We start from the raw sequence: 21,879 nt of genomic DNA, 5'->3' as shown, positions 1-21,879 counted from the left end.
AGGTCAGCACCATGCCCGACTCGACATGGGAAGTCGCCGAGCCGACCAAGCTCGCCTTCGACGAGCCCGTGAAGTCCCTCAGCGTGCGCATCGTCGACGGGACGGTGAACATCGTCGGCACCGACGAGGGTTCCGCCCGGCTGGAGGTCTCCGAGATCGACGGCCCGCCGCTGGTCGTCACGAGGACCGGCGCCACGGTCAGCGTCGCCTACCAGGACCTTCCCTGGAAGGGCTTCCTCAAGCTGCTCGACCGCAGGGAACGGCAACGGCACGCGGTGGTGTCCCTCGCGGTGCCCGCCGAGGCGTCCGTCGAGGTCGGTGTCGTGGGCGCCGGTGCGGTCGTCTCCGGCATCCGCGGCCGCACGAACGTACGGGGCGTCACCGGCGACACCACGCTCGTGGGGCTCTCCGGCACCGTCCGGGCCGAGACCGTCTCCGGCAGCCTGGAGGCCCAGGCCGTCACCGGCGACCTGCGCTTCCACTCCGTCTCCGGCGATCTGACCGTGATCGAGGGCGCGGGATCGTCCGTGCAGGCCGACTCCGTGAGCGGCGACATGGCGATCGACCTCGACGGAGCGCCCACGGACATCCGCCTCACCAGCGTCTCCGGTGAGGTCGCCATCCGGCTGCCGCACCCCGCGGACGCGCGCGTCGAGGCCAACACCGCGAGCGGCGCGGTCTCGAACGCCTTCGAGGGCCTCCGCGTCAGCGGCCAGTGGGGCGCCAAGAAGATCACCGGCACTCTCGGTGCGGGCAGCGGTTCCCTGCGCGCCACCACCGTGTCCGGGTCGATCGCCCTCCTGCGCCGCCCGCCCCGCGCGGGCGAACCGTACGAGGACGAGACGGGAAAGGTGCTCTGACATGCCCCCCGTATTCGCCCATGGCCGGCTGCGCCTGTACCTGCTGAAGCTCCTCGACGAGGCGCCGCGCCACGGGTACGAGGTCATCCGCCTGCTGGAGGAGCGCTTCCAGGGGCTCTACGCGCCCTCCGCCGGCACCGTCTACCCCCGCCTGGCCAAGCTGGAGGCCGAGGGACTGGTCACCCACGCCACCGAGGGCGGCCGCAAGGTGTACTCCATCACCGACGCCGGCCGTGAGGAACTCGCCGGCCGCGGCGGGGAGCTGGCCGACCTCGAACTCGAGATCCGCGAGTCCGTCTCGGAACTGGCCGCGGAGATCCGCGACGACGTGCGCGGCGCCGCCGGCAAGCTGCGCAGCGAGATGCGCGCCGCGGCGACGGAGAGCCGTAGCGCCACCGGCCCGGACGCCGCCGACGACGCCTGGCAGGCGACGAAGGAGGAGATGCGCCGCGCGAAGCAGGAGTGGAAGGAGCAGGCGCGCCGGGCCAAGGACGAGTCCCGCCGGGCCCGTGAGGAGGCTCAGACCGCGCGCCGCCAGGCCAGGGAGGCTCAGGACCGGGCGCGGGACGAGGTCCAGCGGATCGCCCGCCAGGTCCAGGACCAGGTCCAGGGGCACTTCGCCCGTGGCGACTGGCCGGCGGGCGTACGGGAGGGGCTCTCCGAACTCACCGCGCAACTGGGGGGACTGGCCTCACGGGGCGCGGCGGGTCAGCGGCAGCAGGCCAAGCCCGGCCCGGCGGGCGAGGAGCCCCGGTGGGCGAAGAACACGGCGGAGTCCGGTGACCCGGCGCGCGACCTCGAGCGGCTTCTGGACCGCTTCCGGGACGACATCCGGGACGCGGCCCGCGACCACGGGGTGACCTCGGCGCAGCTCGCCGAGGCCCGCCGCCATCTGTCGACGGCGGCCGCGCACATCTCGGCGCTGCTGCGCGTGGGCGGCTGAGCGCCCCGCCGCGCCTGCGGGTCCACCCGTTCCCGGGTTCCCGTGGGGCGGGTCCACCCGTTCCCGGGTCCCCGCGTTCCCGGGTTCCCGTGGGGGCGGTTGCACCGATCCCGATCCGGCGTTCCTTCCGGCCTGTGTCGCGCTCCCGTGCGGGCGGCGTGGTGGGCCGTCCGGACCCGCCGCGACCGACCGGGCGCCCGTCCACCCGCCCGGAAGGTGGAGCGGGTGGAGCGGGTGGAGCGGGTGGACGGGTACGGCGGACGGGTGGCGCGGACGGGATCTCCGGCACGGTGCCGCGACGGCCGTGCCGGAGCCCCGTCGGCGGATTCGGCGGATTCGGCGGATCCTCGGGCTCAGGAGCCGGTCAGCACGATCTTGCCGAAGAGCCCGCCCGAGGCCATCCTCTCGAAGCCCTCCCGCGCCCGGTCCAGCGGCAGGACCTCGTCGATCACCGGCCGCACACCGGTCGCGGCGCAGAAGGAGAGCAGGTCCTCCAGTTCGTCCCGGGTGCCCATGGTGGAGCCGACGACCTTGAGTTCCAGGAAGAAGATCCTGGTCAGTTCGGCGTGCGAGGGCCGGTCGCCGCTCGTCGCACCGGAGATGACCACGGTGCCCCCGGGGCGCAGCGACTTGACCGAGTGCGACCAGGTGGCGGCGCCCACCGTCTCGATGACCGCGTCGACACGCTGCGGCAGCCGGGCACCCGGTTCGAACGCGTCGACCGCGCCCAGGTCCACGGCGCGCTTGCGCTTGGCCTCGTCGCGGCTGGTGGCGAAGACGCGGAGACCGGCCGCCTTGCCGAGGACGATCGCGGCGGTGGCGACTCCGCCGCCGGCGCCTTGGACGAGCAGCGAGTCGCCCGGCCGGACACCGGCGTTGGTGAAGATCATGCGGTAGGCGGTGAGCCAGGCGGTCGGCAGGCACGCGGCCTCCTCGAAGGAGAGTTCCTTCGGCTTGGGCAGGACGTTCCAGGTCGGGACGGCGACCTGCTCGGCGAACGTGCCCTGGTACCTCTCGGTGAGGATGGAGCGCGGCTCGTCCGGACCGACCCCGTGGCCGCTCTGGCCGATGACCGAGTGCAGCACCACCTCGTTCCCGTCCGCGTCGACACCGGCGGCGTCGCAGCCGAGGATCATCGGCAGCCTGTCCTCGGGGAGCCCGACTCCCCTCAGCGACCACAGGTCGTGGTGGTTGAGGGAGGCGGCCCTGACGTTGATGGTGGTCCAGCCGGGACGGTCCCCGGGGGCCGGGCGGTCACCCAGCTCCAGTCCGTTGAGCGGCTGGTCGCGGTCGATGCGGGCGGCGTATGCGGCGAACATGACCGTGAGCGTAGGGCGGGCCGGTGCGCGGGCGGAACCACGCTCCGGTGTGACACGCGTCCCTGCGTCCCTGAACCGTCCTCCGGACCGTCCCTGGGCCCTCGTCCGGACCGTCCCTGGGCCCTCGTCCGGACCGTCCTTGGACCGTCCCTGGGCCCTCGTCCGGACCGGGAGCGGCCCTTCGTCTCCGGGACGGCTCCCGGTCCGGTGGGAGGCCGGCGGGGCCCGCCCCACCGGCGCGCGGCGGGCACAGAGCGGACGCGCCGCGCCCCCGGAGCGGGCACAGCGCGTGCACGCCGCAGACGCCGCAGACACGGCACAGACACGCCACAGGCACGGAACGGGCACACCGCAGGCACGGAGCTGCCACAGCGCAGGCACGCCACAGACACGCCGCAGGCACGGAGCTGCCACAGCGCAGGCACGCCAAAGACACCCCGCGGGCACAGCGCGGGCACCCCGCAGGCACAGCGCGGCCCCGGACGCGTCGCGCGCGTCCGGGGCCGCGAGGAGGGGTTCGAGGGCCTGGGTCCGGGCCCCGGCGGCGAACGGCGTCAGCGCCGGGCCACGCCCTCCGCCCGCGCCGCAGCCGCCACCGCCGCGGTGACCGCCGGGGCGACCCGCTCGTCGAACGGCGACGGGATGACGTAGTCCGGGGCGAGCGCGTCGCCCACCACGTCGGCCAGCGCGTTCGCCGCCGCGATCTTCATGCCCTCGGTGATCCGGGAGGCCCGCACCTGCAGCGCGCCCGCGAAGATGCCGGGGAACGCGAGCACGTTGTTGATCTGGTTGGGGTAGTCGCTGCGGCCGGTGGCCACGACCGAGGCGTACTTGTGCGCCACGTCCGGGTGCACCTCGGGGTTCGGGTTGGCCATCGCGAAGACGAAGGCTCCCGGCGCCATCGAGGCGACCGCGGGCTCCGGCACCGTACCGCCCGAGACGCCGATGAAGACGTCCGCGCCGGCCAGCGCCGTCTCCAGCGAGCCGCTGAGTCCGGCCCGGTTGGTGATCTCCGCGAGTTCCCGCTTGACCGAGGTCAGGTCGTCGCGGTCACGGCTGACGATGCCCTTGCGGTCGGCCACCGCCACGTCGCCGAGCCCCGCCTCGAGGAGGAACTTGGCGATGGCGACACCGGCCGCGCCCGCGCCCGAGATCACGGCGCGCAGGTCGCCCAGGCCCCGGCCGGTCAGCCTGGCCGCGTTGCGCAGGGCGGCGAGGGTGACCACGGCCGTACCGTGCTGGTCGTCGTGGAACACCGGGATGTCGAGCCGCTCCTGGAGCTTGCGCTCGATCTCGAAGCACCGGGGCGCCGAGATGTCCTCCAGGTTCACTCCGCCGAAGGACGGGGCGAGCCGCACGACCGTGTCCACGATCTCGTCGGCGTCCGTGGTCGCGAGGGCGATCGGAACGGCGTCCACGCCGCCGAACTGCTTGAAAAGGATCGCCTTGCCCTCCATCACGGGGAGCGAGGCCTCCGGTCCGATGTCTCCGAGTCCGAGAACCGCGGTGCCGTCGGTCACGACCGCGACCACCTGCGACTTCCAGGTGTAGTCGTGGACGAGCTCGGGCTTCTCGGCGATCGCGGTGCACACCTTGGCGACACCGGGTGTGTACGCGAGGGACAGGTCGTCCTTGTTCCGGACGGGCACCGTGGCCTGGACGGCCATCTTGCCGCCGCGGTGCAGCGCGAAGGCCGGATCGAAGGGTTCCCCGGATTCCCCGGGTGCGCTCTCCGTCCCGCCGACGCTGCCGGGATTGACGATCTCCGCTGCCATGTTCGTTTGACCCCTTAAGTCTTCATCAGTTGAGGGTGGCCGCTCCTGGTTGAGGAGGGGTGGGCGGGCACCGCGTTCGTTCCCCGTCGCCGGCGGTCGGCCCGCCGCGACAGGGGGAGGTACGTACGCGCGGGCGCGCCGCACAACGCGCCCTGAGCCCCGGATGAGGGGTGTAAGGATCCTTCTTACCGGACGGACGGCACCGGAGACGAGCCCATCGGCCCGCCCGTGACCGCCCAGGTATCCGACTTGTGGCGACATATGCTGACAAGGTAGGAACACCTGGTGAACAGCATGATTAATGCCGTCCACATCCCGAGACGATCCGAAGATCTTCCGGCCGAAAGAAGGAAGGGCCGCAGATGATGCGGCCGACAGGGCCCTGGCGTACCGGCCCGTAGCGCTTCGGGGATCACCCGTTATCCGATTTTGACATGCGTAGCCCACTGAATGGGCTAGTCCGAATGGCAAGATGCCGGAAACACACAAGGTCGACACTCGAAGACGAGTGCGCGATGCCTGGCAACCCCACACCTGCCGGAGGACCACGATCATGACCGCAAGCACCACCCGCCGCTCGACCGCCGCCAAGTCCAGGATCGCCGCGGTGAGCGCGATCGCGGTCGCCGGTGCCCTGCTGCTCACCTCCTGCGGTGACCAGACGACTTCCGGATCGGGCACCAAGGAGAAGGACTCCGCGGACGCCTCCGCCGCCCCGCTGGCGGACAAGCTGCCGCAGTCGGTCCGCGACAAGGGCGTCATCAAGGTCGGCTCGGACATCGCCTACCCGCCCGTCGAGTTCAAGGACGACTCCGGCAAGGTCGTCGGCATCGACCCGGACATCGCGGACGCCCTGGGCAAGCAGCTCGGCGTGAAGTTCGAGTTCGAGAACGGCACCTTCGACACCCTGATCACCGGCCTGCGCTCCAAGCGGTACGACGTCGCCATGTCGGCCATGACCGACACCAAGGCCCGCCAGGACGGCGTGGACTCCGAGACCGGCAAGAAGGTCGGCGAGGGAGTCGACTTCGTCGACTACTTCACCGCCGGCGTCTCGATCTACACCAAGAAGGGCGACGACCAGGGCATCAAGACCTGGTCCGACCTGTGCGGCAAGAAGATCGTCGTGCAGCGCGGCACGGTGTCCGAGGACCTCGCCAAGGCCGAGAACGCCAAGTGCCTGAAGGACGACAAGGGCAAGATCGCGATCGAGCCCTTCGACAACGACCAGCAGGCCCAGACCCGTCTGCGGGCCGGCGGAGCGGACGCCGGTTCCTCCGACTTCCCGGTCGCCGCCTACGCCGTGAAGACCTCCGGCGGCGGCAACGACTTCCAGCTCGTGGGCGAGCAGGTCGAGGCGGCCCCGTACGGCATCGCGGTGGCCAAGAGCAACACCGAGCTGCGTGACGCGCTCCAGGCCGCGCTGGCCGCCATCATCGAGAACGGCGAGTACGAGAAGATCATCGCCAAGTGGGGCGTCCAGGCCGGTGCGGTGACCGAGGCGAAGATCAACGGCGGTTCCTGACCCGGATCGGGACCCAGACCTCGGCACTGAAGCACGGAAAGGCTCCACGTGACTGTCGATATCGACAAGACGGGTCCGGAGGACACTCCGCCGACGCCGGAGGCCGGACCGGAGGCCATCAAGGCCATCCCGGTGCGGCACTTCGGCCGGTACGTCGCCGCCGTCGTGGCGATCGCGCTGCTCGCGGCGATCGTCGTCGCCTTCTCCCAGGGCAAGATCAACTGGGGTGCGATCCCGCAGAACTTCTTCGACTCGCGCATCATCGAAGGCGTCGGGAACACCCTGCTGCTGACCGCCCTGTCGATGGCCATCGGCATCGTCGGCGGCATCCTGCTGGCGGTGATGCGCCTGTCGAAGAACCCGGTGACCTCGTCGATCGCCTGGTTCTACATCTGGTTCTTCCGCGGCACCCCGGTCCTGGTCCAGCTCATCGTCTGGTTCAACCTGGGCCTGGTCTTCGAGTTCATCAACCTCGGGCCGTTCTACAAGGACGAGTGGTCCGACTTCATGACCCCGTTCCTGACCGCGCTGCTCGGCCTGGGGCTGAACGAGGCCGCCTACATGGCCGAGATCTGCCGCGCCGGCCTGCTCGCGGTCGACGAAGGGCAGACCGAGGCCTCGCACGCGCTGGGCATGAGCCACACCAAGACCCTGCGGCGCGTGGTGATCCCCCAGGCCATGCGCGTCATCGTGCCCCCGACGGGCAACGAGGTCATCAACATGCTGAAGACCACCTCGCTGGTGTCGGTGGTCCAGTACTCCGAGTTGCTCCGCCAGGCCCAGGACATCGGCCAGACCTCCGGCGCCCCGGTGGAGATGCTCTTCCTCGCGGCCGCCTGGTACCTGATCATGACCTCGGTGCTGAGCGTCGGCCAGTACTACCTCGAGCGCTACTACGCCCGCGGCTCCAGCCGCAGCCTGCCGCCCACACCCCTGCAGAAGATCAGGGCCACCGTCTTCTCGGTGCGCCGCCCGAAGGGAGTCGCGGCATGACCGCCATGGTCAAGGCCGAAGGCGTCCACAAGTCGTTCGGCCACATCGAAGTCCTCAAGGGCATCGACCTCGAAGTCGCCCCCCGCGAGGTGTTCTGCCTGATCGGGCCCTCGGGCTCGGGCAAGTCCACCTTCCTGCGCTGCATCAACCACCTCGAGAAGATCAACGCGGGGCGGCTCTGGGTGGACGGCGAACTCGTCGGCTACCGCCAGAAGGGCGCCAAGCTCTACGAGCTCAGGGACAGCGAGGTCGCGCTCAAGCGCCGCGACATCGGCATGGTGTTCCAGCGGTTCAACCTCTTCCCCCACATGACCGCCGTCGAGAACGTCATGGAAGCACCCGTGCAGGTGAAGGGCGAGAGCAAGGCCGTCGCCCGCGAGCGGGCCCTGAAGCTGCTGGACCGCGTCGGACTGTCCGACCGGGCCGGGAACTACCCCTCCCAGCTCTCCGGCGGGCAGCAGCAGCGCGTCGCCATCGCCCGCGCGCTGGCGATGGAGCCCAAGCTGATGCTCTTCGACGAGCCCACCAGCGCCCTCGACCCCGAACTCGTCGGCGACGTCCTCGACGTCATGCGCGGCCTCGCCGAGGACGGCATGACGATGGTGGTCGTCACCCACGAGATGGGCTTCGCCCGCGAGGTCGGCGACAGCCTGGTGTTCATGGACGGCGGCGTCGTCGTCGAGTCCGGCAACCCCCGCGACGTGCTGACCAACCCCCAGCACGACCGCACCAAGGCCTTCCTCTCCAAGGTGCTGTAACGCTCCTGTGGAACGCCGCACCGGAAGCCGGGGGCGGCAGGGCACGCCCTGCCGCCCCCGGCTTCCGGTCGTCCGGGCCGGGTCACCTCAGCGCGAGCACCAGCGCGTCGGAGGGCGACGCCCACACCGGCCGCGCCTCGGCGAAGCCCCCGGCGCGCAGGGTGTCGGCGTGCCACCGGACGGACGGAATGTCGCCCTCCGCGTGCTCTCCGTAGATCTCGAAGCGCCGGGCGGTGGGACCGGACAGGACGGGGTCCGCGGCCGCCAGGGCCCACCAGTCGGCCCAGTCGAGCGCCCCCGCGGCCTTGGCCCGGTCCCTGGCGGCCTGCCGGTGGGCGCGCTCGGCCGCGTTGACGCGCGGGGTGGTGTCGTCCCTCATATGGTCGGCGTTCATGAAGACGCCCCCGTCCGCGACCAGGTCGGCGAGCTGCCCGTAGAGGGCGGCGAGGGGCTCGGCGCGCAGCCAGTGCAGCGCGGTGGCGGTCAGTACGGCGTCGTACTCGGAGTACGGGAGGGCCGCGGTCCAGTCCGGGTCCGCGAGGTCGGCGGTGACGAGGGTGACGCGCCGGTCCCCGGCGAAGTACCCCTCGGCGATGGTCAGCAGGGCGGGGTCGAGGTCGACGCCGACGCTCTCCGCCTTCGGGAAGCGCTTGAGCAGTCTGTCCGTGATACTCCCCGTGCCGCAGGCGAGGTCCAGGACCCTCGGCTCGGGGCCGGCGAAGGCCTCGACCATGTCCAGCATCACCCGGAACCGCTCCTCGCGGTCGGGCATGTACCACTCCTGCTGGCGGTCCCAGCTGTCCTGCCAGGCCCGCCAGTCGGTTCCGGTCGCGGCCGCGCTCTCGGTCATCCGCACTCCTCCGATCCGTAATACCCTCGGACTGAGAGCATTACTTACCTCATCCATCGCCGACACTAGCCCTCATCCGTAAGGACTACAAGTGGAACTGGCCTCTTACTCGGATTACGCCGTGCGTCTGGTCAACACCGAGGAGCCGGCCCGCGGCAAGGACGCGCTCACATCGGTGGAAGCCGTCCGCGAACTCTTCGGCGCGTCCCCGATGGCGCGCCGGGCCACCGACGCGGACGTCACCCGGTTCCGGTCGGTGCGGACCAGGCTCCGGGCGGTCTTCACCGCCGCGGACTCGGGCGACCAGACCCAGGCCGTCGACCTGCTCAACTCACTGCTCCTGGACTTCCCGGTGAGCCCGCAGGTCTCCGGCCACGACTTCCTCGACGAGGAGGGCCGGCCGCGCTGGCACATGCACCTCGCCGACCACCCGTCCAACGCGACCTCCGGCTACGCCGCGATCGCCGCCATGGGACTCGCCTTCCACCTCACCGAGTACGGCGTCGACCGGCTCGGCCTCTGCCAGGCCGCGCCCTGCCGCAACGCCTACCTGGACACGTCCACGAACCGCTCGCGCCGCTACTGCTCCGACCGCTGCGCCACCCGCGCCAACGTGGCCGCCTACCGGGCCCGCAAGCGCCTGGAGACCGAGCGGTCCGACAGCACGGGCCGCACCGCGGAGAACGCCCACACCAGCAGCCCGAGCGCCGACCTCGGACCCCGCGGACGGGGACGGTAGCGCGCCCGCACCCGGCCCAGCACCAGATCGTCGGGCACCGCGCCGAACACCCGGCTGTCCCCTTCGGCGTACGGGTTGTCCCCCAGCACCCACCAGCCCTCCTCGCGCCGCTCCGCCACCCGCTTCACGATCAGCAGGTCCTGCTGAAGCGGATGCCGCAGCACGGCCACCTCCCCGGCCCGCACGGCGGCGCCGTAGTGCACCAGCAGCCGGTCCCCGTGCGCCAGCGCGGGGAGCATGGAGGGCCCGGTCACCTCCGCGACTCCGAAGGGCGCACCCGGCTCCCGGCCCAGCCCCGTCATGGGCCACCTCCGTCTCTCGGTACGTTCCACCGCACGTTCCGCGATCACCCTGGACTTTTGACCCAAGCCCCAGGGGGCACCCGCGAAAACGCGCCTCTCACGGAGTAATCTCCCACCTGAGAAGACGATCACGAGGAAGGACAGCTCAATGCTCTCCCGCCTGTTTGCCCCCAAGGTGAAGGTCAGCGCACACTGCGACCTGCCCTGCGGCGTCTACGACCCGGCCCAGGCCCGTATCGAGGCCGAGTCGGTCAAGGCCGTGCAGGAGAAGATGGCCGCCAACGACGACCCGCACTACCAGTCCCGTGCCACGGTGATCAAGGAGCAGCGCGCGGAGCTCGCCAAGCACCACGTGTCGGTGCTCTGGAGCGACTACTTCAAGCCCCCGCACTTCGAGAAGTACCCGGAGCTGCACCAGCTGGTCAACGAGACCCTCAAGGCGCTCTCCGCGGCCAAGGCCTCGACCGACCCGAAGACGGGCGAGAAGGCCCTGGAGCTCATCGCCGAGATCGACCGGATCTTCTGGGAGACCAAGAAGGCCTGATCCCCACCCGGGCTGCCCGATCCGCACGCTCGCGATCGGCGCCGCCCGGCTGTCCGCACCCGGCCCGCAGGCCGCCGAACACGGCGTCCACGGCGGACCGGGTGCGGTCGTCTCCGCCCGGCCGCGGGCGGGCGGAGATCCGCAGCGTGATCACGGCGGACGCGTGCCCGAGGACGAGCCGCACCTGCTGGACGCTCGCGCCGCCGGCGAGGAGCGCGAGGAGCGCGAAGGCGCAGTAGTGCCGCGGGGCGCGGGTCACCGCGTGCGGCAGCCCGACGGGCTTGCGGCCCTCGCGTCCGGCGAACTCGCTCCCGGCCGCTTGGAGGACCCTGCGAGCGCAGTTCCAGTTCTTCCACCTGGTGGTCCAGCGCCGGTAGTTGAGGTGCTCGCCCTCCTCCATGGTGAAGAGCCCCTCCTCGGAGAGGCGTACGGCGAGGTGACGTCGGCCCAGGACCGGAACAGGCCGCACGGCAGCCGGCGCAAGCGGCATAAACCGCGGAGAGCGTGTGAGAGCGTGGGCTCCAGCAGCCCGAGGGCGCTTTGACCGGCCCACCGCGCTATCCGGCTACAACAGGTGAGCCCGCTGAGTGGCATGACGAATCCGTCCAGAGAGGGGCACCGGGGAATGAGTGTCGTGGAGAGCTGGTCCCGCGTAGTGGATCTCTTGCGGGAGCATGCTCCAGCCGATCACGCGGACCTGCCCGGCCCGGCCCCGGAGCCGGTACTCGCGGCCGCCGAGGAGCGCATGGGTGTCTCATTGCCTCAGGACCTGCGGGCGTGGCTGCTGCAGAACAACCCGGATCTTCCCGAGGACGATGTGGACGACGACGTGGCCTGCTGCGGTTACGCCGGGTTCCCGGACGAGACGAGCTTCTTTCTGGGCATCCGGGCGATGGAGAAGCTCTACGCGAACCACCCCTTGTCCGGTGGGGGCGAGTGGCGCGAGGAGTGGATCCCGTTCCTGTCGGATCGGGACAGCTGGGCGGGACGGTTCATCGACGCGAGGGACGGACGTATCGGCAGATGGTTCGTTGGTGCGCCCACGGTCACCGGCGAGTACGCGTCACTGGCTCACTACTTCGACTCCGTGGCGGAGATGCTGACGAGGATCGGCGCGGGGGACTATCCGGTCTGTTCCGTTGTCGATGGGCGACTTGTCTGGTCGTGAGGCCGCGACGCCGTGCATCAGCGCCGTCGAGGCGGTGTCCGTCGTGGCGGTGTCCGTCGAGGAGCTGCCGGCCGCGGAGAAGAGGCCGTCGGTGACGTCCTCGTCCGGCTCGACCCGCGCCTGCTGCGGAGCGGTCGGGTCTACCGTCGTATCGCCGTTCGGCCTGCGGCCGTTGTACGTGCCCGGCGCGAACGCCACCGCGTCGAAGGCGATGTCCGCCGACCCGATGCCGCCGCCGAAGTCGCCGAGCCCCGCCTCGGGGATCTGGTCGCCGAATTCACAGGCCCCCGGGTCCACCCACCCGTTGGCCTGGTTCGCGCGATCAGCTGCTCCGGAGCACCGGGAGCGCCGTGGGCATGGGCGCTCACGGCAGTCCGGCACAACACGAGCCGTCACCGTATACAATTACTCCACCACACAGGGTAGTTGATCTCTCATGCTGGCCAGGGACCCACTGAGGGGAGAGTCCCGGTGCACGGATACCGGCGTAGACAGCAGCCAAGCCGACGAGACCACCCTTCGACGAGCTGGCGTGGCCGGTGGCTGGGGCCCGCGGGAGCACTCACCGGCCTTGCCCTGACGATCTTCCTGCTGGTGGCGCAGGACGTGGTGCCGCGTGTCACGTCCTTCTTCTACGGCCTGTTCGAGGAGGACCGCAAGCTGGTGGTGCACGCGGCCTGGCCCGCGGAAGCCGAAGGGTGCGGCACGCAGACCGCGGTCGCCATGCCCGCCGGGGGTTTGGCGGTTCACGACCTCGACCTGGACAAGTTCGACCAGGACCCCCGCGACATCGCCGCGGCCGAAGGCGCCGCTTCCTGGGAGGTCGGCACCCTGACGCTGGCCTTCACCACCACCGGTGGCGACCCCGTCCACGTCCACTCGGCACAGCCACGGATCCTCAGCCGGCAGAAGCATGTTCCGCTCGACTGGGTGCTCCACAAGCGGCACGGATGCGGCGGTGGCGAGACCGGTGCCACCAGCACCGTTCGATCACTCGTGTTCGACCTTGACCGAAAGCGGATGGTGACCGTGGTCAACGGCAAGGAGCTACGGCTTGACGCACCGGGTGGTTCCCTGCTGACCGGCACGAGCGTGAGCAAGGAGAAGCCGCTCCACGCCAGTTTCGCCGTGCACAGCTGCTCGGCGTACTACGAATGGGTCCTCGATATCACCTACACCGAGAACGGCGAACGCAGGACGCACCGCGAAGGGCCGTTCCGCTCGGTGGGCGGCGTCCGCGGTGTCCCGATCTACGACATCGAGACGGTGGGCGGCGGCCGGAAGCTACTCGACACGTCCACCCGCACGGTGAACTCGTGCTCGTTGACGGAGGCGAAGCGGTGACCACCACTCCGGCCACGCGAAGGACCCCGCTGGTGATCGGCGCCGCCGTGGTCCTCCTGGTGGGCGCCCTCGCAGCATCGCTCTACGCCTGCGACCGACTGGGCGGAGACAGGGAACCCACCGCCCGTCAGTGGACCTACCTCCCGATAGACGAGGTACCCGTCCAGGGCGCCCCCTTCCATCCGCAGTTCCTGAGCAGCGACGGACAGACCATGGTTGCCGTCGGAAACGCCCTCGACAAGGGTGACACCAGCCCGGACCTGAACGCCTGGTACACCACCGACGGGCTGCAATGGCAGACCGGTGACCTCATCTCCCACAGTCGCGCCCCAGGTGAGTACTCCTTGGTCTCCGGACTGACCCACTGGGGCGGAGGGTTCTTCGCCGTGGGCGCGCGCACCAGCACCCAGGGGGTGCGTAGCTGGCTGGGAACGACCGCCTGGCGTTCCCCGGACGGGAAGAACTGGCAACGCGTCAGTATTCCCCCGCACGACGGTTCCCTCTTCAACCTGCCCACGCTGTACTCCGACAGCGTCAACGTCTACTCGAACCTCGGCGGAAGCACCATGTGGAGGCTGACACCGGACGGCTCGGAGTGGGAGGAGTTCCCTCTCCAGGGCCTCGAACTCTGCTCCTACGAGCACGACGCCGGCCCGGGCGGGCCGGGCCTCGTCGCCTACGGCCACTGCTCCGACGACATCCCCGGCGAGACAGTCGAGGCCGGGGCCGAACCGCGTATCCGGCCGGCAATCCTCACCATTGACGAGCGGGGTGAGGTGAACGAGGTGAGTTCCCGAATCCGTCCACGGCTGCTCTACGAGACCGCCGGGGTCGCCAGGAACGGTGAGACCCTGGTGGCGGCGGGATTCGCGGACCTTGATGACGCCACGGGGTCCTCAAGTGGAGCGGGATCAGAAGGTGGTGACACCGGGCCGGGTGACGGCGCCGGACCGGGTGGTGACACCGGACCAGGAGAGGACGCCGGAGCGGGAGAGGACAACGGGCCGGGAGAGGACACCGGACCGGGAGAGGACACCGCCGGCAACATGCGGCTGGTCGTCGCGCGTTCACTCGACGGCGGCGTGAGCTGGTCTCCCGCCACCCCGCTGCCGGTGGAGCCGCCCGCCCTGCCCAATTCCGCGATGGTTGACCGCATGGTCCACGCGGACGGCTCCTTCCTGGCGCTGGGCAGGGTCATCCTCCTCAACAAGTCCCATCCGACGATCTGGGAGTCGAAGGACGGCCAGGAGTGGTCCTCCCGGCGGCTCCCGACCTTCGGCGACGAGGGACTGCTCAGTTCCGCCGCGACCATCAAGGGCCACACGGTGGTCCTCGCCGCCCTGGGCACCGGCAACGCCGCCGTCAAGGGACTCTTCGTGGACTTCGCGGTCCGCTCCGACACCACCGCACCGGACCTCTCACCCACGCCCGAGGCGACCCCCGCCAGCGACCCGGTCGCCCTGCTCGGCACCTGGCGGGGAAACGTCAGCAGCCCCGACGGATCACAGGAACGCGCCGTCTCCCTGACCATCACCCGCGCGCCGGGCCGTGGCCCGGTCACATCCGACTCGCTGAGCGGGAAGATCGTCGTCGGAAACCTGGCCACCTGCACCGCACAACTCGGGAAACCGACCCAACCCCCCGGCAGACCCCTCACGTTCGGTGTGCCCTCACCGTCCTTCTGGCCGGAGACCATGCTCAGCGGCCGCCGCCCCTACTGCCCGAACGCCTTCGAAATCCAGCTGGAAGCCGGCGATCAGCTCCAGTGGTCCGGGAACGGCGGATTCACCGGAACCCTGACCCGCCCCGGGGCCGACGGCCAGGACAGCTCGGAGGAACCGGGCTGAGCCCGTCATCACCCACCCGGGCGAACGGCAGCCGCCGTGTGCCCGCTCAGGGGCCCGGTCGCCGGGCGGGCACCGGGAGGGAGACGGGAACGAACGGGTCGGTCAGCCCAGCGGGGCGTAGACCGTGGCGGCGGTGCGGCCGGTACCGTCTCCCCCTCTGCGGTCATCGCGACGTCGGTGAAGCCGTCGTCGGCCCGACTCGGCAGAGCAGGCGTGTGTCAATGCCCTGTGATCGTCCGCCGTTGGCGGCCGATCGGCATCCCGCAGGTGGTCGGCGTGATCGGTTCTGATCCACTTCTTGTGGGGAAGGGCGGTGCGTTGAGCCCACGCGGGCGGCCCGGCCGTGCGCGGCCGACGGCGGGCCCGCGCCCGGATGGCGTCCCCGGCCCGCGCAGACCGCTCAAGGCCCGCCTCCTCGGAGTCCGCGCCCCACCGAGATCCGCCCCATCTCACCGGAGTCACCCGGGCGAGGCCCGCCGCCCCGGACTTCGCACCCTCGCAGGACCCAGCAGGACCACCGGCCCGCAGGGTCTCTCCCCGCAGGGCCTGATGGTCGTGTCCCGATAACGCGAGGGCGCCCCCGCGGCGCCCGGAGACCGGAGCCGGACGCCGGAGCCGGACGCCGGGGCCGTGTGCGCGCAGGCCACGGCCCGTCACCCGGTGGTCGGCGACCCGGCCGGGCGGGCGACCCGGCCGGCCCCGAGCAGCGGATGCGGGGCCGCCTCCGGAAGGGGGCGCGCCGCCCGAGTCCGGCCACCCGGCCACCCGGCGGGCCGCTCAGGCGCTTTCCAGCAGCCTCCCGCCCAGTTCGGCACCCTCCGGCAACTGCCGCCGGATGCGCCCGAGCGCCGCGTCGAAGTCGCCTCCGGCCACCCCGGACTCGTACGCCGCCCCGCCGAAGAGCAGGGTGAGGTTCAGGTCCACCCGGCCGGGCGTGCCCTCGGGCCCGGCTTCGCCGAGTGCCAGCAGACAGGCGAGGGTGGCCTGGTCCGCCGCTCCGTCCAGAGTGACGGGCAGCGCCATGTCCCATTCCAGTACGCAGCCGGAGAGGCGTTCGCCCGACTCCACCGCGGCCAGGGCGGCGAATTGCGGCCCCGCGTACTCGACTCCCCTGATGCGGGTGCTCACTCTGTGCCCGCCCGAGGCGGTCGCCAGGGCGATCGCCTCCGCTCCGCGGCGGTCCCGGTACCAGCCGGTCCACACGTCCGTCGACTCCGTTGACATGGCGCGGACTGTAGCGGTACGAGGGGTCGGGTTGCACAGCCGGTCGGCTCTCGAACGGTCCTCCGCAGGTCCGTTCAGGCGAACGGGCCCCGGTCGGCCCCTCGCTCGGCCTCGCCGCACACCTCCCTCTCCCGAGTCCCGGCCGGCTCGTCCGGCCGTGACCGGGCCGCCGCCGGAGCACTTCACGCTGCCCGACGTGCGCTCCCGCCGGGAGGCGGACGAACTGGTGGGCACCGTGGTCAACCGGATCGTCCCCGAGACCCGACGGGCCGGGCTTCGGGTGGAACAGGTCCGGCGCGGCCCGGTCCTCCGCGGGGTTCGGCGCGAACCGGTGCCTCGCCGGGTTCGAGACGACCGGTGCCTCGCGGGGTTCGGCGTACGGACCGGGGTCCGCCCTCTGGACCGTGTGCCGCGCAAGGACCGGGATCCGCCCTACGGAGCGGGGGTCCGCCCCGCGTCCCGCCCCACGCCCCCGCTCCCCCGCGCGCCGGGCTCCCGCCACATGGGCCACATCTGCGGGCCGTCGGGGAGCCGGATGGCGCTGTCCGTGAACGCGAAGCCCATCCGCCGGTAGAGGTGGCAGCTGCGGGCACTGCTCGCCTCCAGGTAGGCGGGCAGGCCCTCCCGGTCGCACCGCTCCAGGGCGGGCCCCAGCAGAGCGGTGCCGAGCCCCTCGCCCTGGCGGTCCGGGGAGACGGCGATCAGCAGCAGGTACTCGTGCGCCCTGCCCTGCGGATGGACCGCACCGGTCAGCCGACCGATGAGTTCGGCCCGTTCGTTGTCCGGGTCGGCGGTCTCCCGCATCCGGGCGGGGGTGTCGTCCTCCTCTTCGGGCGCCTCCGCGGGCACATGGAGCCAGAGAGCGGCCGCGGTCCCGTCCTCGATCAGATCGACCCGCCCCTCGGCGAGCGCGGTGTCGAGGAAGACACCGAGGAAGACGCCGTGCACCCGGCGGCGGTGGGCCTCGTCGGGGAAGACCCAACCGCTGACCGGGTCGTGCATGAACGCCTCGTCGAGCAGCCGCACCACCGCCTCTCGGTCCCGCTCTCCCGCCTGCCGAATCCGTACGCCCATGTCCGGGCCGCCTCTCCGCGATCGTCAACTGGCCGCTGCGATCCTAGGTTTGCGGCCCGGACGGCGCACGCACCGGCCCACCCGGGCTCGGTCCCGGCTCAGCGGCTCCGGCGTGTGACGAACTCGGCCAGCGCGAGCAGGTCCCCCGCCGCCCCGAGGTCGGGCACGGCGCGGGAGAGCTGCTGCACGGCCCGGCCCATCCGGTCCGCCGCCTGGAGCTGGGCCCAGTCCCGGCCCCCGGCGCGCTCCACCGCGTCCGCGGCCCTGGCGACCGCCCCCGGGCCCATCGGCCCGGCGTACAGCTCGGCGAGTTCCGCCCCCGCCTCGGTGCCCGAACCCAGGGCCGCCACCACCGGCAGCGACTTCTTGTGCGCGGCCAGGTCGGCGCCCGCCGGCTTGCCCGTGCGGTCAGGGTCGCCCCAGATGCCGATGAGGTCGTCGATCAGCTGGAAGGCGAGTCCCGCCTCCCTGCCGAACGCGTCCATCGCGGCGGTCTCCTCCTCGCCCGCCCCCGCGTACAGCGCGCCGAGGGCACAGGCGCAGCCCAGCAGCGCCCCGGTCTTGGCCGTGGCCATGGCGATGCACTCGTCGAGGGAGACCTCCCCGGGCCCGCGCTGCTCGAAGGCGCAGTCCGCCTGCTGGCCCGCGCAGAGTTCGATCACACAGGCCGCCAGCCGCGCGGAGGCCGCCGCGGCGGCCGGATGCCGGTCCTCGGCGAGCAGCCGCAGCGCCAGGGCCTGCATCGCGTCACCCGCGACGATGGCGTCCGGGGTGCCGAACACCGTCCAGGCGGTGGGCCGGTGCCGGCGGGTGGCGTCCTCGTCGATGACGTCGTCGTGGAGCAGGGTGAAGTTGTGTACGAGTTCCACGGCCGCGGCCGGGCGCAGCGCCTGGTGCGGGTCCCCGTCGAGCGCCCGGGCCGCTGCGAGCACCAGGGCCGGCCTGATCGCCTTGCCGGCCGGCCCGGCGGCGGGAGTGCCGTCGGCGTGCTCCCAGCCGAAGTGGTACATCGCGACACGGCGTATGGAGGCGGGAAGGGACCCGACGGTGTCCCGCAGCCGGGGGTCGACGGCGCTGCGGGTGCGTTCCAGGAGCCGGGCCGCCTCGGGTGCGTCGGTGGCCGCGGTGTCCGCTCTGGTGATGGTCACGGTCTCGTCCTCTGCTGAAAGGGGGTGACAGGGGTGACAGGGGCGACAGGGGTGAAGGAGGTGCTGGCAGGGGTGACGGGGCTGGCAGGGCTGACGGCAGGGGCGGGGCGGGAGCGGCGGCGTGCCGCCCCCGCCGGTGGCGGCGCCGGGCGTCAGTGCCAGCGGCTCACCTCGACGTTCTCCAGCACGCCCAGTGCGTCGGGCACCAGGACCGCCGCCGAGTAGTAGGCCGTGACCAGGTAGGAGATGAGGGCCTGCTCGTCGATGCCCATGAAGCGGACGGAGAGGCTGGGCTCGATCTCGTCGGGGATGCCGGCCTGGTGGAGACCGATCACGCCCTGGTCGTCCTCGCCCGTACGCATGCAGATGATCGAGGTGGTACGGGCCTTCGAGATCGGGATCTTGTTGCACGGGAAGATCGGCACACCGCGCCAGGAGGGGATGCGGCTGCCCCCGATGTCCACGGTGTCCGGGTAGACGCCGCGCCTGCTGCACTCCCTGCCGAAGGCCGCGATGGCCCGCGGATGGGCCAGGAACAGCCTGGAGCCGCGCCGGCGGGAGAGCAGCTCGTCCATGTCGTCGGGGCCGGGCACGCCGTCGTGCGGCTGGAGCCGCTGTCCGTAGTCGCAGTTGGCCAGGAGGCCGAAGTCCTTGTTGTTGACGAGTTCGTCCTCCTGGCGCTCGCGCAGCGCCTCGACCGTCAGCCGCAACTGCTGCTCGGTCTGGTTCATCGGCTGGTTGTAGAGGTCGGCGACCCGGCTGTGCACCTTCAGCACGGTCTGTGCGACGCTCAGCTCGTACTCGCGCGGTGCGGCCTCGTAGTCGACGAACGTGTGCGGGACGACCGCCTCTCCGACGTGGCCGGCCGAGAGGTCGATGGCGGCCTCCCCGTACTTGTTGGTCCGCTGGTGGGGGACCGACACCACGGACCGGAGATGTCCGGAGAGTGACTCGGCGCGGTCCGCGAGGGTCAGCACGTCCTGCCGGGTGAGCTCCAGCGCGATGCAGGCCGTGTCGGCCCGGACGGTGAACTCCCATACGGCGTCGCCGTCGACCAGCGACCTCTCGCCGAAGTAGGAGCCGTCGGCGAGGACGCCGAGCACGGCCTCGTCGCCGTAGGGCCCGGTGCCGATCTGCTCCACCCGGCCGTGCGCGAGGAGGAACACCCGGTCCGTCGCCTCGCCCTTCGCCGCCAGCACGTCACCCGGCGCGAACCGCACCTGCCGGCAGCGCTGGGCCAGTTCGCGCAGCACGGCCTCGTCGTCGTATCCCCGCAGGGGAGGCAGTTCGCCGAGCTCCCCCGGGATGACCTCGACCTGGCTGCCCGTCTGGACGAAGGTGACGCGCCCGTCGCCGACCGCGTAGCTGAGCCGGCGGTTCAGCCGGTAGGTACCGCCCTGCACCTGGACCCAGGGCAGCATCCGCAGCAGCCACCGTGAGGTGATCTCCTGCATCTGGGGGGCCGACTTGGTGGTGGTCGCCAGGTTCCGCGCAGCGGCCGTACCCAGACTCTGCTGCGGCGGTGCCGCGTCCTGGCCGCTCTCGCGCACCTCGTCACCGAGCGGACCGTCCGTACCAACCGACATGGGGCTCCTTCGTAATCATGGGTTGACCTGCGACGAAGAGCCTTTCAGCACGGTGCGTGCACGCGCCATCACACAAATGAGTGGGACTGAACGATGATGTGCGAAGCGCGGGCGCGAGCGTTTCGGCGCGCTGGCCGGATCGGCTCGCACATCGTGCGAACGGGCCGCCTCGCCGGGGAGTTGCGGGTAAAAGCTCCATACCCACACATCCAGCCGTGAAGGAGTCGGCCATGGCCCCACCCATGTCCGCGGACAGCTTCCTCGACGCCCTGCTCGGCGAGGGGCTGACGATCGTCCAGGTCGGTGCCTGGCGCACCCACAACCGCGACCACATCGGCCCCTGGGGCCCCGTGCACGGGGTGATGATCCATCACACCGCCACCTCGGGCACCGCGGACACCGTGCGCCTCTGCCGTGACGGCTACCAGGGCCTGCCGGGCCCGCTGTGCCACGGCGTCATCGCCAAGGACGGCAGGGTCCACCTCGTCGGGTACGGCAGGACCAACCACGCCGGGCCGGGCGACGACGACGTCCTGCGCGCCGTCATCGCCGAGACGGCGCTGCCCCCCGACGACGAGGCGAACACGGACGGGAACCCGCACTTCTACGGATTCGAGTGCGAGAACCTCGGTGACGGAAGGGACCCGTGGCCGCGGGTCCAGCTGGAGGCGATCGAGCGAGCGGCCGCCGCCGTCTGCCGGCGCCACGGGTGGGGCGCGCCCTCGGTCATCGGGCACCTGGAGTGGCAGCCGGGGAAGATCGACCCACGGGGATTCACCATGAGTTCCATGCGCGCCCGGATCGCCGAACGGCTCGCCTGACGGGGGCCCCGCGAGCGCGGCCCGCGCGGGCCGGTGTGCCGGCGGTCGCGGCCGGCGGACTCACCGGGCCGACACCCCCACCGAGCAGGCGGGAGCACGGCCGGGCCGTGCTCCCGCCACGCGGGGCGGCGGGCTGCCCGCGCGAGCGGGCCCCGCCGCTCGGACAGAAGCACCGTGTGAACGCGGCGAGCGCGGCGGGGAGCCACCAGAGCAGGCTTCCCGCCGACGCGGGTATCACCCCGCACCGGTCCTCGGCGGCACCCGGCCGGGCCCCGGCCGGGCCGGGGCGGCGAGAACGGCCGGGGAACGACGGGGGCAACGGCCGGGTGAACGACGGGGGGAACACATCCGGCCCCGGCTGCCTCCCTTCCCCCGTTACCCTTCTCGTGGCCCTGAAACGGGGTGCCTGGCCTCCGGGCCCGGTACGGCTGTCTGCCCCCTGTCGAAGGGATGACCCGGGGGTGTCCTGGCACACGTCGCGGTCCGCCACCGGCATCGGAGGCTCCGGGCCGAACAGGAGATGCGGGGCCGGGTCCATGGTCGTGTCCGGATTCGTGACGGCCGTGATGGCCGTGATGGCCGTGATGCTCCGTGCCCCAGGATGGAGGACGTATCCCTCCCCGAATCAGGGACAGTCGTACCGTTGCGCACCACGGTTCAAGAACGCCCACATGTCGCCGGGGGAAGTCTTGGACACCGCTCTACGATCAGCTGTGGAAGACGCCAAGCTCACGCCCCGGAGGCTTGCCACGCGCATCGGTGTGGCGCCCAGGACGGTGGAACGGTGGCTGACCGGCGCCGAACTCGTACCGCATGCAGGAAACCGCGTCGACGCGTGCCGGGCGCTGAAGGTGAATGAAGACGTGATCTGGCCCAAGGCTGTTCAGGTTCGATCATGACGCGCTCGTGACGCCCCACCCGGCCCCGCTCGCCGGCCACGGCTCACCCCTCCTCCATCCGCGCCGCCGGCGAGACGGCGGAATGTTCGACCGGTTCGCGGAGCACGCCGAGGAGCTGTGGGGCCGGGGAGTGCCCCGGACGCCGTGACGGGACGGCGAG

General features: G+C 71.6%; 22 protein-coding genes. 12 read left to right on the top strand and 10 right to left on the bottom strand.

Annotated elements, in window-relative coordinates; translation table 11 throughout:
• Positions 1–11 precede the first annotated feature (11 nt).
• Both DDQ41_RS23340 and DDQ41_RS23335 read left to right on the top strand, forming a co-directional pair.
• Positions 12–860 carry a DUF4097 family beta strand repeat-containing protein gene (locus DDQ41_RS23340; RefSeq protein WP_109296232.1) on the top strand — a complete coding sequence of 283 codons (849 nt, stop codon included), beginning with the start codon at positions 12–14 and terminating at the stop codon, positions 858–860.
• A 1-nt stretch (position 861) separates the two neighbouring features.
• Positions 862–1,803: a PadR family transcriptional regulator gene (locus tag DDQ41_RS23335; protein ID WP_109296231.1), complete on the top strand. Its 942-nt coding sequence runs from the start codon at positions 862–864 to the stop codon at positions 1,801–1,803.
• A 353-nt stretch (positions 1,804–2,156) separates the two neighbouring features.
• On the opposite strand, the gene DDQ41_RS23330 is transcribed toward DDQ41_RS23335, so the two are convergent.
• Positions 2,157–3,122: a zinc-binding dehydrogenase gene (locus DDQ41_RS23330; protein ID WP_109296230.1), complete on the bottom strand. Its 966-nt coding sequence runs from the start codon at positions 3,120–3,122 to the stop codon at positions 2,157–2,159.
• Positions 3,123–3,676: 554 nt separating this feature from the next.
• Entirely contained in the window at positions 3,677–4,897 is a 1,221-nt protein-coding gene (locus tag DDQ41_RS23325; protein WP_109296229.1) for an NAD(P)-dependent malic enzyme, read from the bottom strand.
• A 553-nt stretch (positions 4,898–5,450) separates the two neighbouring features.
• On the opposite strand from DDQ41_RS23325, the gene DDQ41_RS23320 reads away from it, so the two are divergent.
• The 3 genes from DDQ41_RS23320 to DDQ41_RS23310 are packed head-to-tail and all read left to right on the top strand — an operon-like array spanning position 5,451 to position 8,173.
• Positions 5,451–6,422 (top strand): ABC transporter substrate-binding protein, encoded by a 972-nt coding sequence (locus tag DDQ41_RS23320; protein WP_109296228.1) that lies wholly within the window; start codon positions 5,451–5,453, stop codon positions 6,420–6,422.
• A gap of 48 nt (positions 6,423–6,470) precedes the next feature.
• Positions 6,471–7,415 carry an amino acid ABC transporter permease gene (locus DDQ41_RS23315; protein ID WP_109296227.1) on the top strand — a complete coding sequence of 315 codons (945 nt, stop codon included), beginning with the start codon at positions 6,471–6,473 and terminating at the stop codon, positions 7,413–7,415.
• Positions 7,412–8,173, top strand: a complete 762-nt coding sequence (locus tag DDQ41_RS23310) for an amino acid ABC transporter ATP-binding protein (RefSeq protein WP_109296226.1) — start codon at positions 7,412–7,414, stop codon at positions 8,171–8,173. Before DDQ41_RS23315 ends, DDQ41_RS23310 begins: the two co-directional genes overlap by 4 nt.
• An 82-nt stretch (positions 8,174–8,255) precedes the next feature.
• Here DDQ41_RS23310 and DDQ41_RS23305 read toward each other — a convergent pair whose 3' ends face one another.
• A complete protein-coding gene (locus DDQ41_RS23305; protein ID WP_109296225.1) occupies positions 8,256–9,023 on the bottom strand; it encodes a class I SAM-dependent methyltransferase in 768 nt (255 codons plus the stop codon).
• A gap of 91 nt (positions 9,024–9,114) precedes the next feature.
• Between DDQ41_RS23305 and DDQ41_RS23300 the strand changes: the two genes are divergently transcribed.
• Positions 9,115–9,762 carry a CGNR zinc finger domain-containing protein gene (locus DDQ41_RS23300; RefSeq protein WP_116427391.1) on the top strand — a complete coding sequence of 216 codons (648 nt, stop codon included), beginning with the start codon at positions 9,115–9,117 and terminating at the stop codon, positions 9,760–9,762.
• Here the strand turns inward: DDQ41_RS23300 and sodX are convergent.
• Positions 9,645–10,064: a nickel-type superoxide dismutase maturation protease gene (gene sodX / locus DDQ41_RS23295; RefSeq protein WP_109296224.1), complete on the bottom strand. Its 420-nt coding sequence runs from the start codon at positions 10,062–10,064 to the stop codon at positions 9,645–9,647. The genes DDQ41_RS23300 and sodX overlap by 118 nt on opposite strands.
• A 148-nt stretch (positions 10,065–10,212) precedes the next feature.
• On the opposite strand from sodX, the gene sodN reads away from it, so the two are divergent.
• The gene (sodN, locus tag DDQ41_RS23290) at positions 10,213–10,608 is read left to right on the top strand and encodes a superoxide dismutase, Ni (protein ID WP_109296223.1); all 396 of its coding nucleotides are present in this window, start codon (positions 10,213–10,215) and stop codon (positions 10,606–10,608) included.
• On the opposite strand, the gene DDQ41_RS23285 is transcribed toward sodN, so the two are convergent.
• Positions 10,562–11,077: a hypothetical protein gene (locus DDQ41_RS23285; RefSeq protein ID WP_262508551.1), complete on the bottom strand. Its 516-nt coding sequence runs from the start codon at positions 11,075–11,077 to the stop codon at positions 10,562–10,564. The genes sodN and DDQ41_RS23285 overlap by 47 nt on opposite strands.
• A gap of 276 nt (positions 11,078–11,353) precedes the next feature.
• On the opposite strand from DDQ41_RS23285, the gene DDQ41_RS23280 reads away from it, so the two are divergent.
• Positions 11,354–11,776 carry an SMI1/KNR4 family protein gene (locus DDQ41_RS23280; protein ID WP_245991124.1) on the top strand — a complete coding sequence of 141 codons (423 nt, stop codon included), beginning with the start codon at positions 11,354–11,356 and terminating at the stop codon, positions 11,774–11,776.
• Here the strand turns inward: DDQ41_RS23280 and DDQ41_RS31425 are convergent.
• A complete protein-coding gene (locus DDQ41_RS31425) occupies positions 11,672–12,073 on the bottom strand; it encodes a hypothetical protein (protein WP_147317691.1) in 402 nt (133 codons plus the stop codon). The two genes, DDQ41_RS23280 and DDQ41_RS31425, sit on opposite strands and share 105 nt — an antisense overlap.
• Before the next feature lie 297 nt (positions 12,074–12,370).
• On the opposite strand from DDQ41_RS31425, the gene DDQ41_RS23275 reads away from it, so the two are divergent.
• The gene (locus DDQ41_RS23275) at positions 12,371–13,120 is read left to right on the top strand and encodes a hypothetical protein (protein WP_109296221.1); all 750 of its coding nucleotides are present in this window, start codon (positions 12,371–12,373) and stop codon (positions 13,118–13,120) included.
• Complete coding sequence (locus DDQ41_RS23270; protein WP_109296220.1) at positions 13,117–14,967, top strand: sialidase family protein; 1,851 nt, start codon at positions 13,117–13,119, stop codon at positions 14,965–14,967. Before DDQ41_RS23275 ends, DDQ41_RS23270 begins: the two co-directional genes overlap by 4 nt.
• A 777-nt stretch (positions 14,968–15,744) precedes the next feature.
• Here DDQ41_RS23270 and DDQ41_RS23265 read toward each other — a convergent pair.
• The 4 genes from DDQ41_RS23265 to DDQ41_RS23250 form a co-directional block, all read right to left on the bottom strand.
• On the bottom strand, positions 15,745–16,191 hold the full coding sequence (locus tag DDQ41_RS23265; protein WP_172607653.1) for a DUF6304 family protein: 447 nt from the start codon (positions 16,189–16,191) through the stop codon (positions 15,745–15,747).
• A 432-nt stretch (positions 16,192–16,623) separates the two neighbouring features.
• Positions 16,624–17,265, bottom strand: a complete 642-nt coding sequence (locus DDQ41_RS23260; RefSeq protein WP_109296218.1) for a GNAT family N-acetyltransferase — start codon at positions 17,263–17,265, stop codon at positions 16,624–16,626.
• A 98-nt stretch (positions 17,266–17,363) separates the two neighbouring features.
• Positions 17,364–18,407, bottom strand: a complete 1,044-nt coding sequence (locus DDQ41_RS23255; RefSeq protein WP_373995452.1) for a family 2 encapsulin nanocompartment cargo protein polyprenyl transferase — start codon at positions 18,405–18,407, stop codon at positions 17,364–17,366.
• 158 nt (positions 18,408–18,565) lie between these two features.
• Positions 18,566–19,999, bottom strand: a complete 1,434-nt coding sequence (locus DDQ41_RS23250) for a family 2B encapsulin nanocompartment shell protein (RefSeq protein ID WP_109296216.1) — start codon at positions 19,997–19,999, stop codon at positions 18,566–18,568.
• Between the two features lie 230 nt (positions 20,000–20,229).
• Here DDQ41_RS23250 and DDQ41_RS23245 point away from each other — a divergent pair, with 230 nt between their 5' ends.
• Positions 20,230–20,820, top strand: a complete 591-nt coding sequence (locus tag DDQ41_RS23245) for a peptidoglycan recognition protein family protein (RefSeq protein WP_172607652.1) — start codon at positions 20,230–20,232, stop codon at positions 20,818–20,820.
• A 713-nt stretch (positions 20,821–21,533) separates the two neighbouring features.
• The gene (locus DDQ41_RS32635) at positions 21,534–21,719 is read left to right on the top strand and encodes a helix-turn-helix domain-containing protein (protein ID WP_245991121.1); all 186 of its coding nucleotides are present in this window, start codon (positions 21,534–21,536) and stop codon (positions 21,717–21,719) included.
• Positions 21,720–21,879: the final 160 nt, after the last annotated feature.

It is taken from the genome of Streptomyces spongiicola (assembly GCF_003122365.1).
Lineage (GTDB): Bacteria > Actinomycetota > Actinomycetes > Streptomycetales > Streptomycetaceae > Streptomyces > Streptomyces spongiicola.
Note: the sequence above shows the minus strand (reverse complement) of the source record. Positions and strands in the feature narration are given on the sequence as shown.

Coding starts and splice junctions, on each gene's coding strand:
- DDQ41_RS23340 (WP_109296232.1), top strand. CDS start 12: ATGCCCGACTCGACATGGGAAGTCGCCGAGCCGACCAAGCTCGCCTTC.
- DDQ41_RS23335 (WP_109296231.1), top strand. CDS start 862: ATGCCCCCCGTATTCGCCCATGGCCGGCTGCGCCTGTACCTGCTGAAG.
- DDQ41_RS23330 (WP_109296230.1), bottom strand. CDS start 3,122: ATGTTCGCCGCATACGCCGCCCGCATCGACCGCGACCAGCCGCTCAAC.
- DDQ41_RS23325 (WP_109296229.1), bottom strand. CDS start 4,897: ATGGCAGCGGAGATCGTCAATCCCGGCAGCGTCGGCGGGACGGAGAGC.
- DDQ41_RS23320 (WP_109296228.1), top strand. CDS start 5,451: ATGACCGCAAGCACCACCCGCCGCTCGACCGCCGCCAAGTCCAGGATC.
- DDQ41_RS23310 (WP_109296226.1), top strand. CDS start 7,412: ATGACCGCCATGGTCAAGGCCGAAGGCGTCCACAAGTCGTTCGGCCAC.
- DDQ41_RS23305 (WP_109296225.1), bottom strand. CDS start 9,023: ATGACCGAGAGCGCGGCCGCGACCGGAACCGACTGGCGGGCCTGGCAG.
- sodX (WP_109296224.1), bottom strand. CDS start 10,064: ATGACGGGGCTGGGCCGGGAGCCGGGTGCGCCCTTCGGAGTCGCGGAG.
- sodN (WP_109296223.1), top strand. CDS start 10,213: ATGCTCTCCCGCCTGTTTGCCCCCAAGGTGAAGGTCAGCGCACACTGC.
- DDQ41_RS23280 (WP_245991124.1), top strand. CDS start 11,354: ATGGGTGTCTCATTGCCTCAGGACCTGCGGGCGTGGCTGCTGCAGAAC.
- DDQ41_RS23265 (WP_172607653.1), bottom strand. CDS start 16,191: ATGTCAACGGAGTCGACGGACGTGTGGACCGGCTGGTACCGGGACCGC.
- DDQ41_RS23260 (WP_109296218.1), bottom strand. CDS start 17,265: ATGGGCGTACGGATTCGGCAGGCGGGAGAGCGGGACCGAGAGGCGGTG.
- DDQ41_RS23250 (WP_109296216.1), bottom strand. CDS start 19,999: ATGTCGGTTGGTACGGACGGTCCGCTCGGTGACGAGGTGCGCGAGAGC.
- DDQ41_RS23245 (WP_172607652.1), top strand. CDS start 20,230: ATGGCCCCACCCATGTCCGCGGACAGCTTCCTCGACGCCCTGCTCGGC.